The sequence below is a fragment of the Streptomyces sp. NBC_00057 genome, from assembly GCF_045041165.1.
In the GTDB taxonomy this organism is placed as follows: domain Bacteria; phylum Actinomycetota; class Actinomycetes; order Streptomycetales; family Streptomycetaceae; genus Streptomyces.
Window position 1 is genome coordinate 4,609,833 of record NZ_CP108256.1, and the last position, 20,395, is coordinate 4,630,227.

Sequence of the window (20,395 nt, forward strand, 5' to 3'; positions counted from 1 at the left end):
AGGGGCCTGGCGCCGCTCCCCGTACAAGAACGGGGCCATCCGGGTCCCGGCGGGACGGACCGACAAGGTCCCATAGGGCCAGACTGCGCGCTCCCCGGTCGCAGTAGGCTTCGGCGCGAGAGCCGGAGCCCCTGACCGATGGGGACACACCTGCCGAGGAGCGCCCCGCATGAGCCTGACCCTGAGGACCATCAGCCGAGAGCAGCATCTGGCGTACATCCAGAATCTGCCTGCGGCGAGTCACTGCCAGGTCCCGGCGTGGGCTGATGTGAAGACCGAATGGCGCTCCGAGAACCTGGGATGGTTCGACAAGAGCGGCGAGTTGGTCGGTGCCGGTCTGGTGCTGTACCGCCAGCTGCCCAAGATCAAGCGGTACCTCGCGTACCTTCCCGAGGGCCCGGTCATCAACTGGCACGCCCCCAACCTTGACGACTGGCTGCAGCCGATGCTGGCGCATCTCAAGCAGCAGGGCGCCTTCTCCGTGAAGATGGGCCCGCCGGTCGTCATCCGCCGCTGGGACGCGGCCGCCATCAAGTCCGGTATCCAGGACCCCGATGTGAAGCGTCTACGCGATGTCGAGGCCACCCACATCGAGCCGCGCGCCTTCGAAGTCGCGGATCGGCTGCGGAAGATGGGCTGGCAGCAGGGCGAGGACGGCGGCGCCGGATTCGGTGACGTACAGCCGCGCTATGTCTTCCAGGTCCCGCTGGCCAACCGGTCGCTCGAAGACGTCCTCAAGGGCTTCAACCAGCTGTGGCGACGCAACATCAAGAAGGCCGAGAAGGCCGGCGTCGAGGTCGTCCAGGGCAGTTACGAGGACCTCGCCGAATGGCAGCGGCTGTACGAGATCACCGCGGTCCGCGATCACTTCCGGCCGCGCCCGCTCTCTTATTTCCAGCGCATGTGGACGGTGCTCAATTCCGAGGACCCCAACCGCATGCGGCTCTATTTCGCGCGGCACAACGGCGTCAACCTGTCCGCGGCGACGATGCTCGTCGTCGGTGGCCACGTCTGGTACTCGTACGGCGCGTCCGACAACATCGGGCGCGAAGTCCGGCCCTCGAACGCGATGCAGTGGCGCATGCTGCGCGACTCGTACGCGATGGGCGCGACCGTCTACGACCTGCGCGGTATCAGCGACTCGCTCGACGAGACGGACCACCTCTTCGGTCTGATCCAGTTCAAGGTCGGTACCGGCGGCGAAGCCGTCGAGTACATCGGCGAGTGGGACTTTCCGCTCAACAAGCTGCTGCACAAGGCGCTCGACATCTACATGTCGCGCCGCTGATACGCGTCGTCCCGCTGACGAAACCGGCTTCATTCGTTTCAATGGGGACTTCGACTCCGCACACCTCCCACACACCGCAGCCACCAGAAGGGTTCCGGACCGGCCATGGCGCTCTCCCTCTACGTCGACACCGCGCGCTGGCGGGCGCACCAGAAATCCGTCCTCGACCAGTTCCCCGGCCTCATCCCGGTCTGCAAGGGCAACGGATACGGCTTCGGTCACGAGCGGCTCGCCGACGAGGCCATCCGCTTCGGTTCCGACATGCTCGCCGTCGGCACCACCTATGAGGCGGCCCGCATAAAGGACTGGTTCAGCGGCGATCTGCTGGTCCTCACCCCGTTCCGCCGGGGCGAGGAACCGGTACCGCTGCCCGACCGTGTCATCCGGTCCGTCTCCTCCGTGGACGGCGTGCACGCCCTGGTGGGCGCACGGGTCGTCATCGAGTGCATGAGCTCGATGAAGCGCCACGGTGTCAAGGAGGAGGAGCTCGGGCAGCTGCACGCCGCCATCGAGGACGTACGTCTCGAAGGCTTCGCCCTGCACCTGCCGCTGGACCGCACGGACGGCTCGGACGCGGTCGAGGAAGTCATCGGCTGGATGGACCGGCTGCGCGCGGCCCGGCTGCCGCTGCACACCATGTTCGTCAGCCATCTGCGCGCCGAGGAGCTGGGCCGGCTCCAGCAGCAGTTCCCGCAGACCCGTTTCCGCGCCCGCATCGGCACCCGGCTGTGGCTCGGCGACCATGAGGCGACGGAGTACCGGGGCGCCGTTCTGGACGTCACGCGCGTCGTCAAGGGTGACCGTTTCGGCTACCGCCAGCAGAAGGCCGCCTCGGACGGCTGGCTGGTGGTCGTCGCCGGCGGTACGTCGCACGGTGTGGGCCTGGAGGCCCCGAAGGCCCTGCACGGTGTGATGCCGCGCGCCAAGGGTGTCGCCCGCGCGGGCCTGGCCACCGTCAACCGCAACCTGTCGCCGTTCGTCTGGGCCGGCAAGCAGCGCTGGTTCGCCGAACCGCCGCACATGCAGGTGTCGATCCTGTTCGTCCCCTCGGACGCGCAGGAGCCGAAGGTCGGCGACGAGCTGGTGGCCCATCTGCGCCACACGACCACCCAGTTCGACCGCCTCGTCGACCGGTAGGAGGCGCCGAGACGCTCTTCAGGGGGCCGAGGCCCCCTGAAGAGACCCGTCTCAGTCGGCGGCCGGTCCGTGCGCCGCTCCCCATTCCACCTGCGGCCCCTCGACGGCGGGAACGGCATGCCGCGGCGGATGCGCCGCCCGCCCCAGCACGAATGCGTCCTCGGCCCCGTCGAGCACCCCGCCGGACGGATCGTCCGACCCGTCGCGTCGTACGACGTCCCGCTCCGGCATGAGGATGTCCCGTACGACAACGGCGCAGAGGTACAGCGTGCCCAGCAGATGCAGGATGATCGCCAGCTGATACCCCTCCGTGGGCAGCCCCTGGTGTTTGTCCCCGCTCGTCGTGTACGCGAGGTACATCCAGATGCCCAGGAAGTACATGACCTCGCACGCCTGCCAGATCAGGAAGTCGCGCCAGCGCGGCCTGGCCAGGGCAGCCAGGGGGATCAGCCACAGCACGTACTGCGGCGAATAGACCTTGTTGACGAGGATGAACGCTGCGACGACGAGAAAGGCGAGCTGCGCGAAGCGCGGCCTGCGCGGTGCCGTCAGCGTCAGGGCACCGATGGCTGCACACAGCAGGATCGTCACCAGGGTCGAGACTGTGTTGACGGTCGTGATCTCGAAGGTCTTTCCGGTGCGCTGTGTGATGATCAGCCAGAATGAGCCGAAGTCGATGCCTCGTTCCTCGCTGAATGTGTAGAACTTCTTCCACCCCTCGGGTGCGAAGACCATCACCGGCAGATTCACGACCAGCCAGGACACCGCCGCCCCGAGCGTCGCCATGGCGAACTCCCGCCATTTGCCCGCCCGCCAGCACAGAACGAAGATCGGCCCCAGCAGGAACACGGGATAGAGCTTGGCTGCGGTGGCAAGCCCGATGAGAACGCCGAACGCCAGCACCCGCCCCCGGGACCACATGAGCATCGCCGCAGCCGTCAGCGCGACGGCCAGCAGATCCCAGTTGATCGTCGCGGTGAGCGCGAAGGCGGGCGCGAGGGCGACCAGCAGTCCGTCCCAGGGGCGGCGCCGGTGTGTACGGGCGACACAGACGGCGATGATGACGGCGCAGATCATCAGCATGCCGGCGTTGACCATCCAGTACATCTGCTCGCGGTGCTGAATGGATCCGCCCGGTGTCAGCCAGGACGCGATCTGCATGAACAAGCCCGTCAGGACGGGGTACTCCAGGTACTCCATGTCGCCGGGCAGCCGGTCGAAGTACGGCACGAGACCGTCGGAGAAGCCACGTCCGACATAGAGATGCGGAATGTCCGAGTAGCAGGCGTGCGTGTACTGCGAACCGGCGCCCCTGAACCACGCCCAGTTGTAGCAGGGCAGCTTCTGCACCATGCCGAGCGCGAACATCCCGAGGGCCACCAGCGCGATGACGCCCACGGGCGTGAGCGCCGTGCTGCCGAGCCGTGTCCAGCGCCCCGACCGGCCGCCGATCAGCTCGCTGCCTGCCTCAGCGATCTCGTCCTGGTGCGTGGGCCGTACGACGGGCCGTTCCTGGTGCACACTCGTGTCTTCTGCGCTTGGCATGCCGCTCATCCTGCCGTACGGGACTGTGGAAACGACGAGGGCCGCCGCACCATGTGGTGCGGCGGCCCTTGACCAGGTCCGGTCGGCCGGATCTCCGGTCTATCCGGCCGGAGGGACGTTAACCGGCCGGTCCCCCGAACCATCCGCCGTTCCCGCCCCCGTTGCCATTGCCGTTGCCGTTGCCGTTGCCGCCGCCCGGTGACGAGGAGGTCGGCGACGGGCTGGTGCTGGGGCCGCCGGCGGCCCCGCCATTGGCAGCGCCGTTATTGGTCCCGCCGTTGTTGTTCTGGCAGTTCAAGTCCCATGCGCTACAGGTGTCGCTGGGGTCGGGCGTCGGCGAGGACGGGCTCATCGAGGGCGACTCGGACGCCGACGCGGACGGCGAGGGCGAATCCACCGCGGTGGGCAACGGCTTGGGGCTCTGCGCGCCGCCACCGTAGACCTTCTCACCGATCGGCATCGGCTTCGGGAATGTCTCGACCTTCTGACCCTGCATCGCCTCCGCCATGTAGTCGTGCCAGATCTGGGCCGGGAACGAGGCACCGTGGATCGTCTCCTCACCACCCGTGCCGTACATCTTCTCGAACTTGCGGTCCGTGTTCTTCTCGTCGTCGTCCAGCCGGTACATGCTGATGGCCGTGGACAGCTGCGGGGTGTAGCCGACGAACCAGGCCGACTTGTTGTCGTCCGTCGTACCCGTCTTGCCCGCCACGTCACGGCCGGGGAGCTGCGCGGGGGTACCGGTTCCCTTCTCGACGACGTTCTTCAGGACGTCGGTGACGTTGTCGGCGATGTCGGCATCGAAGGCGCGCTTGCGGTCGTCCTTGTGCCGGTAGATGGTGTCGCCCTTGAGCTTCACCTCGGTGACCGAGTAGGGCTCGCGCTTCTGTCCGCTGGCGGCGAAGGTCGCGTACGCACCGGCCATACGGATCGCACTGGGCGAGGACGTACCGATGGAGAACGACGGCACATGCGAATCCGCCATGCTGTCGTCGTCCTTGAGACCGGCGGCAATGGCGACGTCCTTCACCTTGTCGGTGCCGACGTCCATGCCGAGCTGGACGTACGGGGAGTTGGCGGACCACTGCATCGCCTCACGAAGGGTGATGTTGCCCCTCGACTCATGGCCGTCGTTGGCCTGCAGCCACTGCTTGCCGTTCTCGTCGGTCCAGATCTGGCCGTTGTATTCCTTGATCTTCAGCTTGTCGTCGGCGTTGTAGATGCTCAGCGGCGAGACCTTGTCGCGCTGCGAATCACCCTGGTCCGGCCCGAGCAAGGGGTCGCGCTTGCCGTACTCCATCGCTGCCGCCAGCACGAACGGCTTGAAGGTCGAACCGACCTGCGCACCTGTGGGGTTGGCGTTGTTGGTGTAGTGCTTGGTCGCGTCCTGACCGCCGTAGATCGCCACGATGGCACCGGTCTTGGGATCCACCGACCCGCCGCCGAACTGGACGTGCGTATCCGTCTCAGGACGCTTCTCCGGATCGATCTTGCTGTCGTAGACCTTCTTGACCGCAGCGTCGAGCTCGTCGACCTTCTTCTTGTTGAACGTGGTGTGGATCTCGTAGCCGCCCCGGGCCAGCTTGTCCGCCGTCATACCCTTGACGTTGTTGAGGGCGTACGACTTGGCGAGGTCGACCAGGTAGCCGGTCTGACCGCCCAGCTGGGCGCTCTTTTTCGGCGGAACGGGCATCGGGAACTCGGTGTACTTGTCGCGCTCCGCCTTCGAGAGGCGCTTGTCCTCCACCTCTTCGTCGAGGATCCACTCCCACCGTTCCTTGGCCCGCGCGGTGTTCTTCTCCTTGGTGGCCTGCTCCGGATCCACCTCGGGGACGCCCGCCGGGTCGAAGTAGGTAGGGCCCTTGAGCAGCGTGGCCAGGAACGCACACTCGCTCGGGTTCAGGTCCTCGGCGTCCTTGTTGTAGTACGTACGGGCCGCCGCCTGGATCCCTGAGGCCCCTCGCCCGTAGGAGGAGATGTTCAGGTAGTCACGGATGATGTCCTTCTTGTCCGTCTCGTTGGTGACCTTGAGCGTGATGAAGAGTTCCTGGAACTTCCGGCTCAAGGTCTGGTCCTGAGAAAGGAACGAGTTCTTCACGTACTGCTGGGTGATCGTCGAGCCACCCTGGGTCTGGCCGCCCCTGGCCATGTTGAACAGGGCACGGGCGATGCCCATGGGGTCGATGCCCATGTCATGCTCGAAGGACTTGTTCTCAGCCGAGATGACCGCGTTCCGCATGGCTTCGGGGATCTGCTCGTAACCGATGATCTGGCGGTTGACCTCACCGCCCGTGGCGACCATCTGCTTGCCGTCGTCCCAGAAATAGACGTTGTTCTGCGCTTCCGCGGTGTCTTTCACCTTGGGTGTGTCGACCATCGCGTAAGCGAGGCCGGCCAGGCCCATGAGCAGGCCCAGGAAGCTGATACAGAGGCTGGAGACCAGCTTCCACGACGGCACCCAGCGCCGCACGCCGTACTTCCCGGCGCGCGGATAGTCGATGAAGCGCTTCTTGACAGGACGCTGACCACCGCGGCCACGTCCCCTGCCCGGGCCCTCGTGTCCGCTGTCGCCACCACCGCCGCGACGACGACCACCGCCGCCGCCACGGCTCCCGCCGCCGCGCTGGGCGGCTCGTCTCGCCTCGGCGCGTCCGCCGTACGGGCTGTCCCCGCCGTACGAACCGGAAGGAGACTCGGAAGGTGACTCGGAAGTTACTCCGCGTGACGGAGCGGCGCGGCGTCCTGAGGACTGCTGGGCGGCTCGTCTGGTCGCTGCACGCCCGCCACCTTGCGGTTGCGGCGTCTTGCGACGGTGCTCGCTCATGGAACGACTACTCCTCGGGCAGGCGAGAACGCCTGGAAGCGGCAGTTGAGATCCGGTCCCCCCGAATTACGGACCAACCCTGCGACAGGCTCATCCGCAGTGCATTCGGCTAGTCCGCGAAGACTGACGCGCACAGGCGTCTCACGGTTCCCGGTGCTCTGCATGCCGCACAGACTACGCACGGTCAAAACCCTCCTAGGGCCGAACTTCACCCCAAACGACGCAAGTCGGTGCCTACGAATTCACGATGTGACGCCGTTCACGATGACCCCTCTTGTCGCAGCGCGACGACCGATCTATCGTCATGATGTATCGAGTCGATACATCAGCTCGGTACATCAGCTCAGCACAGGACTCCGCAGGAGCACTCGGAGAAGGAGGAGGCGAAATTGAGCAGACGCTCAGGCATCCTCGAATTCGCCGTTCTCGGTCTGCTCCGCGAATCCCCGATGCACGGGTACGAGCTGCGCAAACGTCTCAACACCTCGTTGGGGATCTTCCGCGCCTTCAGCTACGGCACCCTCTACCCCTGCCTCAAGACGCTGGTCGCCAACGGCTGGTTGATCGAGGAGCCGGGAAGTTCCCCGGCCGCCCTTCCGCCTGCTACCAGCCGCGCGGTCGCCCCCGCCTCCTCGCTGGCCGGGCGCCGCGCCAAGATCGTCTACCGGCTGACGACAGAAGGTAAGGAGCACTTCGAGGAGCTGCTCTCCCACACCGGGCCCGACTCCTGGGAGGACGAGCACTTCGCAGCCCGTTTCGCCTTCTTCGGGCAGACGGAGCACGAGGTGCGGATGCGAGTGCTGGAAGGCCGGCGCAGCCGGCTGGAGGAGCGCCTGGAGAAGATGCGGGCCTCTCTGGCCCGCACCCGCGAGCGCCTCGACGACTACACACTTGAGCTGCAGCGACACGGCATGGAGTCCGTGGAGCGCGAAGTGCGCTGGCTGAACGAGCTCATCGAGAGCGAGCGGTCGGGACGGGATCAGCGACGGTCCTCGCCCGGGAGCCAAGCTCAGCAGAACACAGCAGGAGAGAAGGACGGCCTGCCCCGGCACCGGGGTAACACCCCGCCGGATCCGTCCGACGACACCTCAAAGTGAGGTCCCCGCAGATCCGCGGGGCTTCATCGGGAACATCCATTACACACAGGGAGCAACCGGAATGGGTTCGGTTCGCGTAGCCATCGTCGGCGTGGGCAACTGCGCCGCCTCGCTGGTCCAGGGCGTCGAGTACTACAAGGACGCCGATCCGGCCGGCAAGGTGCCCGGTCTGATGCACGTCCAGTTCGGCGACTACCACGTGCGGGACGTCGAGTTCGTCGCCGCCTTCGACGTCGACGCGAAGAAGGTCGGCCTCGACCTCGCGGACGCCATCGGTGCCAGCGAGAACAACACCATCAAGCTCTGCGACGTGCCGAACGCCGGCGTCACTGTCCAGCGCGGCCACACCCACGACGGCCTGGGCAAGTACTACCGTCAGACCATCGAGGAGTCGGCCGAGGCCCCGGTCGACATCGTCCAGGTCCTCAAGGACCGTAAGGTCGACGTCCTCGTCTGCTACCTGCCGGTCGGATCCGAGGTCGCTGCGAAGTTCTACGCGCAGTGCGCCATCGACGCCAAGGTCGCGTTCGTCAACGCTCTCCCGGTCTTCATCGCCGGCACCAAGGAGTGGGCGGACAAGTTCACCGAGGCCGGTGTCCCGATCGTCGGCGACGACATCAAGTCGCAGGTCGGCGCCACCATCACGCACCGCGTGATGGCGAAGCTCTTCGAGGACCGGGGCGTCATCCTGGACCGCACGATGCAGCTGAACGTCGGCGGCAACATGGACTTCAAGAACATGCTCGAGCGTGAGCGCCTGGAGTCCAAGAAGATCTCCAAGACGCAGGCTGTCACCTCCCAGATCCGTGACCGCGAGCTCGGTGCGGACAACGTCCACATCGGTCCGTCGGACTACGTGGCCTGGCTGGACGACCGCAAGTGGGCGTACGTGCGCCTCGAGGGCCGCGCCTTCGGTGACGTTCCGCTGAACCTGGAGTACAAGCTCGAGGTCTGGGACTCCCCGAACTCCGCCGGTGTCATCATCGACGCCGTGCGCGCCGCGAAGATCGCCAAGGACCGCGGCATCGGTGGCCCGATCCTCTCCGCGTCCTCGTACTTCATGAAGTCCCCGCCGGTCCAGTACTTCGACGACGAGGCCCGCGAGAACGTCGAGAAGTTCATCAGGGGCGAGGTCGCCAACTGACGCGACCGGACACGGCGCGTCGGCGCGGCTCGGTGATGAGCGGCAACGCTCCTTCCCTTCCGCACCGTTGAGGGTCCCCGGGTAATCCGCCCGGGGACCCTCAACGTATGTGACTCTTGATCACATGCCTGTCGTAGGTGATCTGCGCGTACTTCTGCGCCTTCGGAACTTCCGTCGTCTGCTCGCCGTGCGACTTCTCTCCCAGTCGGCCGACGGCGTCTACCAGGTGGCGCTGGCGGCTCATGTCGTCTTCTCTCCGGAGAAACAGGCGTCGGCGGGGGCCATCGCCTCCGCAATGGCCGTGCTGCTGTTGCCGTACTCGCTCGTCGGCCCCTTTGCCGGCGTCCTGCTGGACCGCTGGCCGCGCCGTCAGGTCTTCCTGTACGGCAACCTGCTGCGCGCCGCACTCGCCTGCTGCACCGCACTCCTGATCCTCGGCCCCGCATCCGACTGGCTCTTCTACGCCTCGGCACTGTGCATCACCGCGGTCAACCGTTTTGTGCTGGCCGGGCTCTCGGCCGCGCTGCCGCGTGTCGTCGACAGGGACCGACTGGTGGTGGCGAACTCGCTCTCACCGACCGCGGGCACGCTCGCCGCCACGGCCGGCGGTGGCCTCGCCTTCATCGTGCGGCTGGTACTCGCCGACTCCGATGCGGCGGTGGTACTGCTGGGCGCGGCTCTCTACCTCGCTTCGGCGCTGGCATCCCTGAGCCTTGCCACCGGGCTCCTAGGACCGGATCAGGACGCGGCCCGCATCCGGCTGAGTGAGGCTCTGGTCATCACCACACGGGGACTCGCCGACGGACTGCGCCATCTCGCGGGACGGAAGCAAGCGACCCGGGCGCTGGCCGCCATGACCGTGATCCGCTTCTGCTACGGGGCACTGACCGTGATGGTGCTGATGTTATGCCGGTACGCCTGGTCCGACAGCGAATCCGAAGGCCTGGCCCTCCTCGGACTGGCTGTGGCGATCTCCGGTGCGGGGTTCTTCGCGGCAGCCGTGGTGACACCTTGGGCGGTGGGGCGGCTCGGCCGATTCCGCTGGATGGCGGTGTGCGCGGCGGCGGCCGCCGTCCTCGAACCCGCATTGGGGCTGTGGTTCATCCCCGTACCGGTACTCGTCGCGGCATTTATCCTCGGCCTCGTCACCCAGGGGTCAAAGATCGCGACGGACACGGTGGTGCAGACCTCGGTGGACGATGCCTTCCGCGGCCGGGTCTTCTCCCTCTACGACGTGCTGTTCAACGTGGCATTCGTGGGCGCTGCCGCAGCCTCCGCTCTGATGCTGCCCCCTGACGGTCAGTCCTTCGCGGTGGTGATCGGGGTAGCCGTGCTCTATGCGGTCATCGCCGTACTGCTGTTCCGGTGGAGCCGTGCCGACAGGCCGCTCTAGCGTGCGCGATACGGCGAGGGGCGCTGTTTCACGTGAAACAGCGCCCCTCGCCGTATCGGGTCGCGGTCATGTTTCACGTGAAACATGACCGCGACCCGGCCCTCGCCCTGCCGATCGAGCCTCCAGCGATCTCAGCTCTGCGCCGCCCACCACTTCTTGAGCTTCTCGACCGCCACGTCATGCTCCATCGGCCCGTGCTCCAGCCGCAGCTCCAGCAGGAACGCGTAGGCCTTGCCGATAACCGGCCCAGGACCGACACCCAGGGTCTTCATGATCTCGTTGCCGTCAAGGTCGGGCCGGATGGCATCCAGCTCCTCCTGCTCCTGCAGCTGCGCAATGCGCTCCTCAAGCCCGTCATAGGTCCGCGAGAGAGCAGCAGCCTTGCGCTTGTTCCGCGTGGTGCAGTCCGAGCGGGTCAGCTTGTGCAGCCGCTCCAGCAGGGGCCCCGCATCACGCACATACCGGCGCACCGCGGAGTCGGTCCACTCGCCGTCGCCGTAGCCATGGAAGCGCAGATGAAGCTCCACGAGCTTCGAGACGTCCTTGACCATGTCGTTGGAGTACTTGAGCGTGGCCATCCGCTTCTTGACCATCTTGGCGCCCACCACCTCGTGGTGATGGAACGAGACGTGCCCGTCCTTCTCGAAGCGCCGCGTCCTCGGCTTGCCGATGTCATGGAGGAGAGCCGCAAGACGCAGAACCAGATCAGGGCCGTCCTCCTCCAGGTCGATCGCCTGCTCCAGGACGGTCAGCGAGTGCTCGTAGACATCTTTGTGACGGTGATGCTCGTCACTTTCCAGACGCAGAGCGGGGAGCTCCGGCAGCACCTGCTGCGCCAGCCCCGTGTCGACGAGCAGCGCCAGACCCTTGCGGGGGTTGGCGGAGAGCAGCAGCTTGTTGAGCTCCTCCCTGACCCGCTCGGCGGAGACGATTTCGATGCGCCCGGCCATTTCCGTCATCGCCGTGACCACATCGGGGGCGACATAGAAGTCCAGCTGCGCGGCGAAGCGAGCAGCACGCAGCATGCGCAGCGGATCGTCGGAGAACGACTCCTCGGGGGTGCCGGGAGTGCGCAGTACACGCTCGGCCAGGTCCTCAAGACCGCCGTGAGGATCGATGAAGTCCTTCTGCGGAAGCGCTACTGCCATCGCGTTGACCGTGAAGTCACGACGGACGAGGTCTTCCTCAATGGAATCGCCGTAGGACACCTCGGGCTTGCGCGAGGTCCTGTCGTACGCCTCCGACCTGTACGTGGTGACCTCGATCTGGTAGCCGTCCTTCTGGGCACCCACGGTGCCGAAGGCGATCCCGACCTCCCATACCGAGTCGGCCCACGGCCGGACGATCTTCAGCACGGCCTCGGGGCGGGCGTCGGTCGTGAAGTCCAGGTCGTTCCCGAGCCTGCCGAGAAGCGCATCCCGGACCGAGCCGCCGACCAGGGCGAGGCTGAATCCGGCATCCTGGAAACGGCGGGCGAGGTCGTCGGCGACCGGGGACACCCGCAGCAGTTCACTGACTGCGCGGTGCTGCACCTGGGTCAGGGCACGGGAGCTGTCTTCATTGGCGTTCGACACAACAGAAAAGGGTACGTGCCCGGACCGGCCCGGTCGTCCTGGTTTCGTCCCGCCCTGCGAGACTCTTCCGATCATGTAGCGGACTCCACAGCACTTGGCACCCGCGTACATCGTTACCATGCGGGGACGCAACAACCGACAACCATCGACACCAGCTGACGACGACGAGGGACGGGTAGGCGCGTGGCCGAGGCGGCAGACATTCAGGGGATCGGTCCCTCTCCTGCCCGCCGGTGGCTGCGGCGCACAGCCTCCTTGATCATCGGGGCGCCGCTCGTCGCAGCTCTGCTGGCCGGACCGGCCGCATCCGCCGCACAGGCCGACGGGACCGCCAAGGCCCCAACCGGCTCCGAAACAGTCAGTGTGTCCCTGAACACGGTCGCTCCGAGCGCACCGGTGAAGGGGGACACGCTGACCGTCTCCGGCACCGTGACCAACAAGGGCAAGGACACGATCACGCAGGCGAAGGTCGACCTGCGAGTGGGCCCGAAGCTCGTCGGCAGGACGCAGATCGATACCGCTGCCAAGCGCACCGAGTACGTCCTCGGCAGCGACCCCGCCCCGCTCGGCGGCAAGTACACGGTGAAGTTCGCGAAGCTCCCTTCCGGAGTGAGCCAGGACTTCACGCTGTCCGTCCCGGTCGGCAAACTGGGACTCGGCGACGACGGCGTCTACCAGCTCGGCGTATCGCTGTCGGGGCAGACGTCCCGGGCCCCGTACCAGGTTCTGGGAATCCAGCGCACCTTCCTGCCCTGGCAGGAAGAGGAGCGTGACTCCAAGACGAAGGTCACCTATCTCTGGCCGCTCATCGCATCGCCCCATGTCACTGCCGAGACCGGCTCCGACGATCAGCAGACGCCTGTGTTCGCAGACGACGACCTGGCCGCCGAACTCGCTCCGGGCGGACGCCTCGAACAGCTGGTCTCGCTGGGCAGCCAGCTGCCCGTGACGTGGGTCATCGACCCGGATCTGCTGGCCAGCGTCGATGCGATGGCGAGGAACTACCGCGTCAAGTCCGGCGACACCACCGTCGCCGGGAAGAACCAGGCCGTCGCCAAGGAGTGGCTCACGTCGCTGGAGGCCGCGGTCTCGGACGGCACGGTCATCGCGCTGCCGTTCGCCGACCCCGATCTGGCGTCCATCGCACACCGCGGCAAGAACGTGTCGGGCACCCTCAGCCACCTGCAGACCGCCACGGAGGTGGCCGGGACAACGGTGCAGACCATCCTGCATGTGAAGCCGTCGACCGACTTCGCATGGCCCGTCGACGGAGCGATCGACCCGTCGATCGTCGATGTCGCCACCTCGGCGGGCGCCCACAACGTGATCGCCCGCAGCGACAGCCTCCAGGAGACCAGCGGTCTGCCGTACACGCCGACCGCGGCCCGGCCGATCGGCGGCGGCACGACCGCGGTCGTCTCCGACGCCCGGCTCTCCACGGCCTTCCAGGGCGATATGTCGAAGGCGGGGAACTCCACCCTCGCCGTGCAGAAGTTCCTCGCTCTGACCCTCGCTCTGACCGAGCAGGACACGGACACGGAACGAAGCATCGTCGTCGCACCGCAGCGAATGCCGACTGTCGCACAGGCCCAGTCGATGGCCGTCGCCCTGCACGCCCTCGACGACGAACGCTGGACAGAGCCCCTCGGGCTCGTGGACGCGGCCGAGGAGAAGCCCGACGCGGACGCGACGACCAGTGTCCCCGGGTCATCGCAGTACCCGAAGAAGCTCCGCAGCCAGGAGCTGCCCACCCAGGCGTTCCAGGACATCAAGTCCACCCAGGTCTCGCTCAACAACTTCCAGGTCATCCTCACCCATCCCGAGCGGGTGGTGACTCCCTTCGGCAACGCAGTCAACCGATCCATGTCGACGTCGTGGCGTGGCAAGCCGCTGGAGGCCCAGCAGTTCCGGGACTCGGTACGCACCTATCTGCAGGGCCTCATCAACGAGGTCCAGCTCATCTCGAAGTCGGACGTCACCCTGTCCGGCCGCAGCGCCACGATTCCGGTGACCGTGCAGAACAGGCTGTTGCAGGGCGTGGACCATCTGGTCCTCCGGCTGAAGTCGGAGAACGCGACCCGGCTCAAGCTGAACAACGGCGGGGCCGTGGCGGAGCAGCCGATCCGAATCGCCGGCGGCCACAGCCAGTCCGTGAAGTTCGACGCCGCGGCCAACGTCAATGGCCAGGTGCAGATGACCGCACAGCTCTACACCGAGGACGGCACACCGTACGGCGAAGAGATGGCCTTCACCGTGAAGGTCTCCGAGCTCACCCCGACCGTGCTGCTGGTGATCGCCGGCGGGCTGCTGCTTCTGGTCCTCGCAGGCATCAGGATGTACACCCATCGCAAGCGTGCCAACGCCGGCGGCGCGCCCGGGGACGACGGCGGTGAACCCGAGCAGCCGAGTGACCCGACCCCGGACACCGGTCCGGAAAACGGGGAGCCGTCGGGCTCGGGTGAGAAAGTGGAACGTTGAGCGATGTCTGTCGTGGCCTGTCGGCCGGGGACAATGAGGTGGGGTTTCGATGAACGCGCCGTACGACGGTGACCGCGGTCAGGGTGCGGACGGAGCCGGGTCTTCCGGCGGGCCCCCGATGCCGCCCGGACCGGGCCAGGTTCCGCCGACACCCGATCCGTACCTCCAGACCGCGTACGACCACGATCCCTACCGGTCCCAGGATCTGTCCGTCCAGGACCCGGTGACCGAGGCGCTGTACGACCGCGCCGCGCACCCGCCGCCACCCCCTGGCACCTACCAGCAGCCCCAGCCGCTCTACCAGCAGCCGCCCGCGGCACAGTACGCACCCGACCCGCGTATCTGGGCGCAGACCCCGCCGCCCGAGCCCGACGGCCCGTCGCGACACCTGCCGTACGGCGATGACCCGGCGACCACCCAGTTCGTCGGGGTGGACGATCTCGTCAGCCAGGCGTCCCAGGACCACGAGCAGCCGGATGCCTTCGCGCACCTGTTCCGGGACCAGGAGGGCCCGGCAGGATCCTCCCCCGTTCCGACGGAGCCCGAACCGGCCCCGGCGCCCGCACCGCCCAAGTCCGGCGGCCGGGCCTCCGGCCTGCTGAAGTCCAGTGCGGTGATGGCGGCCGGAACGCTCGTCTCCCGGCTCACCGGATTCGTCCGCAGCCTCGTGATCACCGCCGCGCTCGGTGCGGCACTGCTCGGCGACAGTTTCACCATCGCGTACACCCTGCCGACGATGATCTATATCCTCACCGTCGGTGGCGGGCTGAACTCGGTCTTTGTTCCCCAGCTCGTGCGATCCATGAAGGACGACGAGGACGGGGGCGAGGCCTACGCCAACCGGCTGCTGACTCTCGTGATGGTCGCGCTCGGTGTGATCGTCGCGATCGCGGTATTCGCCGCTCCGTTGCTGATCCACATGATGTCGCCGACGATCGCCAGGGACGAGGCGGCCAACAGCGTCGCCGTGACGTTCGCCCGGTACTGCCTGCCGACCATCTTCTTCATGGGCGTGCATGTCGTGATGGGCCAGATCCTCAACGCCCGCGGCAGATTCGGCGCGATGATGTGGACCCCGGTCCTCAACAACATTGTCATGATCTTCACCTTCGGCATGTTCATCTGGGTCTACGGCACCTCCGCCGAATCCCAGATGGGGGTCCAGACGATCCCGCCGGAGGGCGTCCGCCTGCTGGGCATCGGCACGCTGCTCGGTCTGGTCGTCCAGGCCCTGGCCATGGTCCCGTACCTGCGTGAGGCCGGCTTCCGTTTCCGCCCGCGCTTCGACTGGAAGGGGCACGGGCTCGGCAAGACGATCAAGCTGGCCAAGTGGACCGTCCTGTTCGTCCTGGCCAACCAGGCGGGCGTGCTCGTCGTCACTCAGCTCGCGACCTCGGCGGGCAAACTGTCCGGCAAGGACGGCACCGGCATCCTCGCGTACTCCAACGCCCAGCTCATCTGGGGCATGCCGCAGGCAATCATCACCGTGTCGGTCATGGCGGCCCTGCTGCCCCGCATCTCCCGCGCCGCCCACGACAACGACCCGGGCGCAGTCCGCGACGACATCTCTCAGGGGCTGCGGAACTCGGCCGTGGCGATCGTGCCGGTGGCCTTCATGTTCCTCGCCCTCGGCCTGCCGATGTGCACCCTCCTGTACGCCTCCGCAGGCACCGAAGCCGCCCGCTCCATGGGCTTCATCCTCATGGCCTTCGGTCTCGGCCTGATCCCGTACTCCGTGCAGTACGTGGTGCTGCGCGGCTTCTATGCCTACGAGGACACCCGGACGCCCTTCTACAACACGGTCATCGTCGCCGCAGTCAACGCGGCCGCCTCGGCCCTCTGCTACATGGTTCTGCCGGCCCAGTGGGCCGTAGTCGGCATGGCTGCCTCGTACGGACTCGCCTACGCCGTCGGCGTGGGCATCGCCTGGCGACGGCTGCGCAACCGGCTGGGCGGCGATCTGGACGGCGCCCACGTCGTACGCACCTACGCCCGTCTGTGCCTCGCTGCCATCCCGGCAGCGGTGCTCGGCGGCGGCGTCGGCTTCGCTGTTCTCCTGGGCCTCGGCGAAGGCGCCTTCGGGTCGCTCGTCGCGCTGATCTGTGGGGGGACCGTTCTGCTGGGCGTCTTCTTCGTCGCCGCCAAGCGGATGCGGATCGAAGAGATCAACGGCATGGTCGGCATGGTCCGAGGACGGCTCGGGCGCTGAGGATCGCTGGCCCGCACAACCATCACCGCCCTTTGCGTGTCGTGCATAGCGCCGGAGTGTGGGCACAATTGGCGTGACTGTGCAGAGCTGGCTGGCATCGCGCAACGGATGGGGAGGCAGGAACGACGGTGGCGGAACGTAGCACGGCTGCCGTCGACGTGGCCGACAACAGCGGTGATGAACCGCTGGCCGCCAAGGCGGACGAGGCCACGACCGACGGAACGGCAGAAGCTCAGGACACAACGGGCACAAAGCCGCAGAACACGGACGGTGAGCGCATCAGCACCGAGGCCACCCTGCCGACCCCGGATCTGCACAGCGGGCACAAACTCGCCAGACGTTACCGGCTCGAAGAGTGCGTCACCCGTCTGGACGGATTCAGCAGCTGGCGCGCTGTCGACGAGAAACTGCGCCGCGCGGTGGGCGTGCATCTGCTCCCCGCCGACCACCCCCGAGCCCGCTCCGTGCTGGCCGCAGCTCGCTCCTCCGCTCTGCTCGGTGACCCGCGCTTCGTGCAGGTACTCGACGCGGTGGAGGAGGACGACCTTGTCTATGTCGTCCATGAATGGCTCCCCGACGCCACCGAGCTCACTTCTCTGCTGGTCGCGGGGCCGATGGACGCGCACGACGCGTACCAGCTCGTCAGCCAGGTCTCCCAGGCCATGGCAGCCGCTCATCGAGAAGGTCTCGCGCATCTGAGGCTCACCCCGGGCGCGGTGCTGCGGAGCTCGACCGGGCAGTACCGGATCCGCGGCCTCGCGGTGAACGCCGCCCTGCGGGGTATCACCGCAGACGGCCCACAGCGTGCGGACACCGAGGCGATCGGTGCTCTGCTCTACGCCGCGCTGACCCAGCGCTGGCCATACGAGACCGACGCCTACGGCCTGTCCGGCCTGCCCAAGGGAGTGGGGCTGATCGCCCCCGACCAGGTGCGGGCCGGCGTCCACCGCGGCCTCTCCGAGCTCGCCATGCGTGCACTCGTCAATGACGGCGCCACTGCCTCCCGGCAGGAGCAGCCGTGCACCACCCCGGACGAGCTGGCCAAGGCCGTTGCCGCGATGCCCCGCATCCGCCCGCCGGAGCCCACCTTCACGGCTCCGCCCGAGTACCAGCGCACGACCTACCAGCAGGGCAGCTACGGGCGTCCGCCCGCAGGCCCCGGCGTTCCCGTGACGCAGCCCGTCATGGCCGTACCGCCGCCACCGCTCCAGAGCCGCACCGGCAAGGCCCTCAAGTGGGCAGTGTCCGCGCTGCTCATTGCCGCCCTGGGCCTCGGCAGCTGGCAACTCGCCGAAGCGCTCATCGACCGCCGGAACGACTCGGGGACCGACGGCACCACACAGACCACCCCGAAGAACGGCGACAACAGGGCCCCGGCCCCGCTCAAGCCGCTACGGATCGCCGATGCGACGGAGTTCATGCCCAGTGGTTCGGGAATGAAGCCGGAGGACGCATCTAAGGCCATCGACGGCGATGCGAGTACCGCCTGGATCACTTACCGCTACAGGGGTTACGCGAACTTCGGCAACATCCCGAGCCGTAAGGAGGGCAGCGGCATAGTCGTCGATCTGGGCAGTGTTCAGGATGTCGCCGGCATCAAGGTCGAGATGTACCGCAGCGGGCAGAAGGCCGAAGTGCTCGCAGCCGATGCCAGCGCTTCCGCCCCGTCGTCCGTCTCGGACTTCCCTCAGCGCCTCACGAAGCTCGGAACCGTGGGAAGCGATCTGAAGACGACCTTGGACAAGCCCGTACGGACCCGCTATGTCCTGATCCATGTCACCGAACTGCCGTCGGACGGAACAGCCGACGGCTACCGGGGCGGAATCTCGGAGATCTCCGTACTCAGCTGACGAGGACGGCCGGTGGGAGCCCCCCCTCCCACCGGCCTTTCGCGCAACCGGCCCGACCGGCGCAGTCAATCGCATCCCCACGTCGGACTGTGCATCCACTGCCCTCTGCCCCTGCTCACTGAATCGTGATAGACAGACGCACCTTGACGCAGAGAGAGGGAGGGAGGGGGAGGTGGCCGCCGAGCCGTCAGAACCACTCAGCGACTCAGACCTCCTCGCTCGCCATGTGGCCGGTGAAACCGACGCCTTCGGCGAGCTTGTACGGCGCCACCGCGACCGGCTGTGGGCCGTGGCACTCCGGACCCTGGGCGACCGCGAGGAAGCCGCCGACGCCGTCCAGGACGCCCTGGTCTCCGCTTTCCGGGCCGCCCACACCTTCCGCGGCCAGTCCGCCGTCACCACTTGGCTGCACCGCATCACCGTCAATGCCTGCCTCGACCGGGTCCGCAAGGCGGCCACCCGCAAGACCTCACCGGTCGATAACACCGAACGGTTCGAGCAGCTCCTTGAGCCGCACGAGTCCGCAGAGGCACCGGCAGAGCGCCAGGATCTGCACCGCGAGCTCCTGGCCGCACTCGCCACTCTCCCCGCCGAGCAGCGTGCCGCACTTGTCCTCGTGGATATGCAGGGCTACCCCGTGGCCGAGGCTGCACGCATCCTCGATGTACCGACAGGCACCGTGAAGAGCCGCTGTGCACGGGGCAGAGCCCGGCTGGCCCCTCTGCTCACTCACCTCCGCAGTGAGGCCGATGAACCCACCGCGGGAAGGAACCGGACGCCGCGCGCATCCGTCCCACCCGCATCGGGGCCGAGGGATGCGGGGACAAGCGATCCTGCTGCAGTGAAGGGCGGAGGTGGGCGCACATGACATCAACGACCGACACGACCCAGCACCCGGCTGTCTCGGAGATCTCCGATCTCACGGAAGGGCTGCTCCCGCCGTCACACGCAGCAGAGGTACGCGGCCATGTGGATGACTGCGAACTCTGCAGCGATGTCCATGCCTCACTCATAGAGATTCGCGAGCTGCTCGGCACTGTGCCCGCGCCACAGCACATGCCCGATGATGTCGCAGGCCGCATCGACGCTGCACTCGCCGCCGAAGCCCTCAGCACCACTGCACCCACTGGCTCGGCGCATGTTTCACGTGAAACAGAACTGTCCGTGGCACCGAAGCCGGACGCAGAGCCCAGTTCCTCGGCCCGCCCCGCAGGGCATCCCAGGGCAACTACCGGCCCCGGCCGCCGACCAGTCCGGCGACGCCGCCGCGCAGCCGTACTCGGCACCGCTCTCGGTGCAGCCGTGGTCGGCGTGAGCGTCTTCATGCTGCAGAGCCTTCAGCCGTCCCAGGAGGCCGCCAGCGTCAAGGCGGCGGACCGCGGCTCCAGCTCCGCGGCAAAGGGTGCAGCAGCCTTCTCGGAGTCCACGCTCGAAGGCCAGGTGCAGACGCTCCTTCTGAGTGCCGGCACGAAGCCGTCGAGTTCAGACGGTGTCGACGCCGAGAAGCAGGCGCCATCCGTCGAGGCGCAGTCGACGCCCAAGAGCGACTCTCCTGGGTCCGAATCATCCCGAGCGCCATTGCGCGCACCCGCCGTGTCCGTCCCAACCTGTGTGAAGCAGGGCATCGGGCGGACGACTGCGGCCCTCGCCGTGGAGGAAGGCACCTATGAAGGCGCGGACGCCTTCCTCGTCGTCCTGCCGCACCCCTCCGACGCGACCCGCGTCCTGGCGTATGTCGTCGACGCGGCCTGCGTCCGGGAAAAGCCCCCTGCCAAGGGGAAGCTACTGCTGACTCACGCCTACACGCGCCCCTGAGAATCGCACCGGACGCCGCCCCGGCACGTCGGGAATGCATC

13 protein-coding genes are annotated in these 20,395 nt (G+C 67.2%); 10 read left to right on the forward strand and 3 right to left on the reverse strand.

Annotated elements, in window-relative coordinates:
• Nucleotides 1-169: 169 nt before the first annotated feature.
• Nucleotides 170-1,288: a lipid II:glycine glycyltransferase FemX gene (locus OG953_RS21675; RefSeq protein ID WP_383975471.1), complete on the forward strand. Its 1,119-nt coding sequence runs from the start codon at nt 170-172 to the stop codon at nt 1,286-1,288.
• A 105-nt stretch (nt 1,289-1,393) separates the two neighbouring features.
• Nucleotides 1,394-2,425 (forward strand): alanine racemase, encoded by a 1,032-nt coding sequence (locus OG953_RS21680; RefSeq protein WP_405686232.1) that lies wholly within the window; start codon nt 1,394-1,396, stop codon nt 2,423-2,425.
• A 51-nt stretch (nt 2,426-2,476) separates the two neighbouring features.
• Here OG953_RS21680 and OG953_RS21685 read toward each other — a convergent pair whose 3' ends face one another.
• The gene (locus tag OG953_RS21685; protein WP_405686234.1) at nt 2,477-3,970 is read right to left on the reverse strand and encodes a glycosyltransferase family 87 protein; all 1,494 of its coding nucleotides are present in this window, start codon (nt 3,968-3,970) and stop codon (nt 2,477-2,479) included.
• A gap of 118 nt (nt 3,971-4,088) precedes the next feature.
• Complete coding sequence (locus OG953_RS21690; RefSeq protein ID WP_405686236.1) at nt 4,089-6,794, reverse strand: transglycosylase domain-containing protein; 2,706 nt, start codon at nt 6,792-6,794, stop codon at nt 4,089-4,091.
• A gap of 389 nt (nt 6,795-7,183) precedes the next feature.
• Between OG953_RS21690 and OG953_RS21695 the strand changes: the two genes are divergently transcribed.
• The 3 genes from OG953_RS21695 to OG953_RS21705 all read left to right on the forward strand — a co-directional run bounded on the left by OG953_RS21695 (nt 7,184) and on the right by OG953_RS21705 (nt 10,428).
• On the forward strand, nt 7,184-7,891 hold the full coding sequence (locus OG953_RS21695; protein ID WP_405686237.1) for a helix-turn-helix transcriptional regulator: 708 nt from the start codon (nt 7,184-7,186) through the stop codon (nt 7,889-7,891).
• A 61-nt stretch (nt 7,892-7,952) separates the two neighbouring features.
• Nucleotides 7,953-9,035 carry an inositol-3-phosphate synthase gene (locus OG953_RS21700; RefSeq protein WP_351207251.1) on the forward strand — a complete coding sequence of 361 codons (1,083 nt, stop codon included), beginning with the start codon at nt 7,953-7,955 and terminating at the stop codon, nt 9,033-9,035.
• 124 nt (nt 9,036-9,159) lie between these two features.
• Entirely contained in the window at nt 9,160-10,428 is a 1,269-nt protein-coding gene (locus tag OG953_RS21705) for an MFS transporter (RefSeq protein ID WP_405686239.1), read from the forward strand.
• 131 nt (nt 10,429-10,559) lie between these two features.
• On the opposite strand, the gene OG953_RS21710 is transcribed toward OG953_RS21705, so the two are convergent.
• Complete coding sequence (locus OG953_RS21710; RefSeq protein WP_405686240.1) at nt 10,560-12,002, reverse strand: CCA tRNA nucleotidyltransferase; 1,443 nt, start codon at nt 12,000-12,002, stop codon at nt 10,560-10,562.
• 183 nt (nt 12,003-12,185) lie between these two features.
• Between OG953_RS21710 and OG953_RS21715 the strand changes: the two genes are divergently transcribed.
• From OG953_RS21715 to OG953_RS21735, 5 genes are all read left to right on the forward strand, one after another.
• Nucleotides 12,186-14,480: a DUF6049 family protein gene (locus tag OG953_RS21715; RefSeq protein WP_405686243.1), complete on the forward strand. Its 2,295-nt coding sequence runs from the start codon at nt 12,186-12,188 to the stop codon at nt 14,478-14,480.
• 49 nt (nt 14,481-14,529) lie between these two features.
• Entirely contained in the window at nt 14,530-16,689 is a 2,160-nt protein-coding gene (gene murJ, locus OG953_RS21720; RefSeq protein WP_405686245.1) for a murein biosynthesis integral membrane protein MurJ, read from the forward strand.
• Between the two features lie 128 nt (nt 16,690-16,817).
• Nucleotides 16,818-18,539, forward strand: coding sequence for a protein kinase family protein (locus OG953_RS21725; protein ID WP_405686246.1), 1,722 nt, complete (start codon nt 16,818-16,820; stop codon nt 18,537-18,539).
• A gap of 172 nt (nt 18,540-18,711) precedes the next feature.
• On the forward strand, nt 18,712-19,407 hold the full coding sequence (sigM, locus tag OG953_RS21730; protein WP_405686247.1) for an RNA polymerase sigma factor SigM: 696 nt from the start codon (nt 18,712-18,714) through the stop codon (nt 19,405-19,407).
• Nucleotides 19,404-20,354: an anti-sigma factor family protein gene (locus OG953_RS21735; protein WP_405686248.1), complete on the forward strand. Its 951-nt coding sequence runs from the start codon at nt 19,404-19,406 to the stop codon at nt 20,352-20,354. The genes sigM and OG953_RS21735 overlap by 4 nt, the downstream gene beginning before the upstream one ends.
• Nucleotides 20,355-20,395: the final 41 nt, after the last annotated feature.

What these genes read in the sequence shown, in the direction of transcription:
- OG953_RS21675 (WP_383975471.1), top strand. Translation starts at nt 170, where the DNA reads ATGAGCCTGACCCTGAGGACCATCAGCCGAGAGCAGCATCTGGCGTAC.
- OG953_RS21680 (WP_405686232.1), top strand. Translation starts at nt 1,394, where the DNA reads ATGGCGCTCTCCCTCTACGTCGACACCGCGCGCTGGCGGGCGCACCAG.
- OG953_RS21685 (WP_405686234.1), bottom strand. Translation starts at nt 3,970, where the DNA reads ATGCCAAGCGCAGAAGACACGAGTGTGCACCAGGAACGGCCCGTCGTA.
- OG953_RS21690 (WP_405686236.1), bottom strand. Translation starts at nt 6,794, where the DNA reads ATGAGCGAGCACCGTCGCAAGACGCCGCAACCGCAAGGTGGCGGGCGT.
- OG953_RS21700 (WP_351207251.1), top strand. Translation starts at nt 7,953, where the DNA reads ATGGGTTCGGTTCGCGTAGCCATCGTCGGCGTGGGCAACTGCGCCGCC.
- OG953_RS21705 (WP_405686239.1), top strand. Translation starts at nt 9,160, where the DNA reads ATGCCTGTCGTAGGTGATCTGCGCGTACTTCTGCGCCTTCGGAACTTC.
- murJ (WP_405686245.1), top strand. Translation starts at nt 14,530, where the DNA reads ATGAACGCGCCGTACGACGGTGACCGCGGTCAGGGTGCGGACGGAGCC.
- OG953_RS21735 (WP_405686248.1), top strand. Translation starts at nt 19,404, where the DNA reads ATGACATCAACGACCGACACGACCCAGCACCCGGCTGTCTCGGAGATC.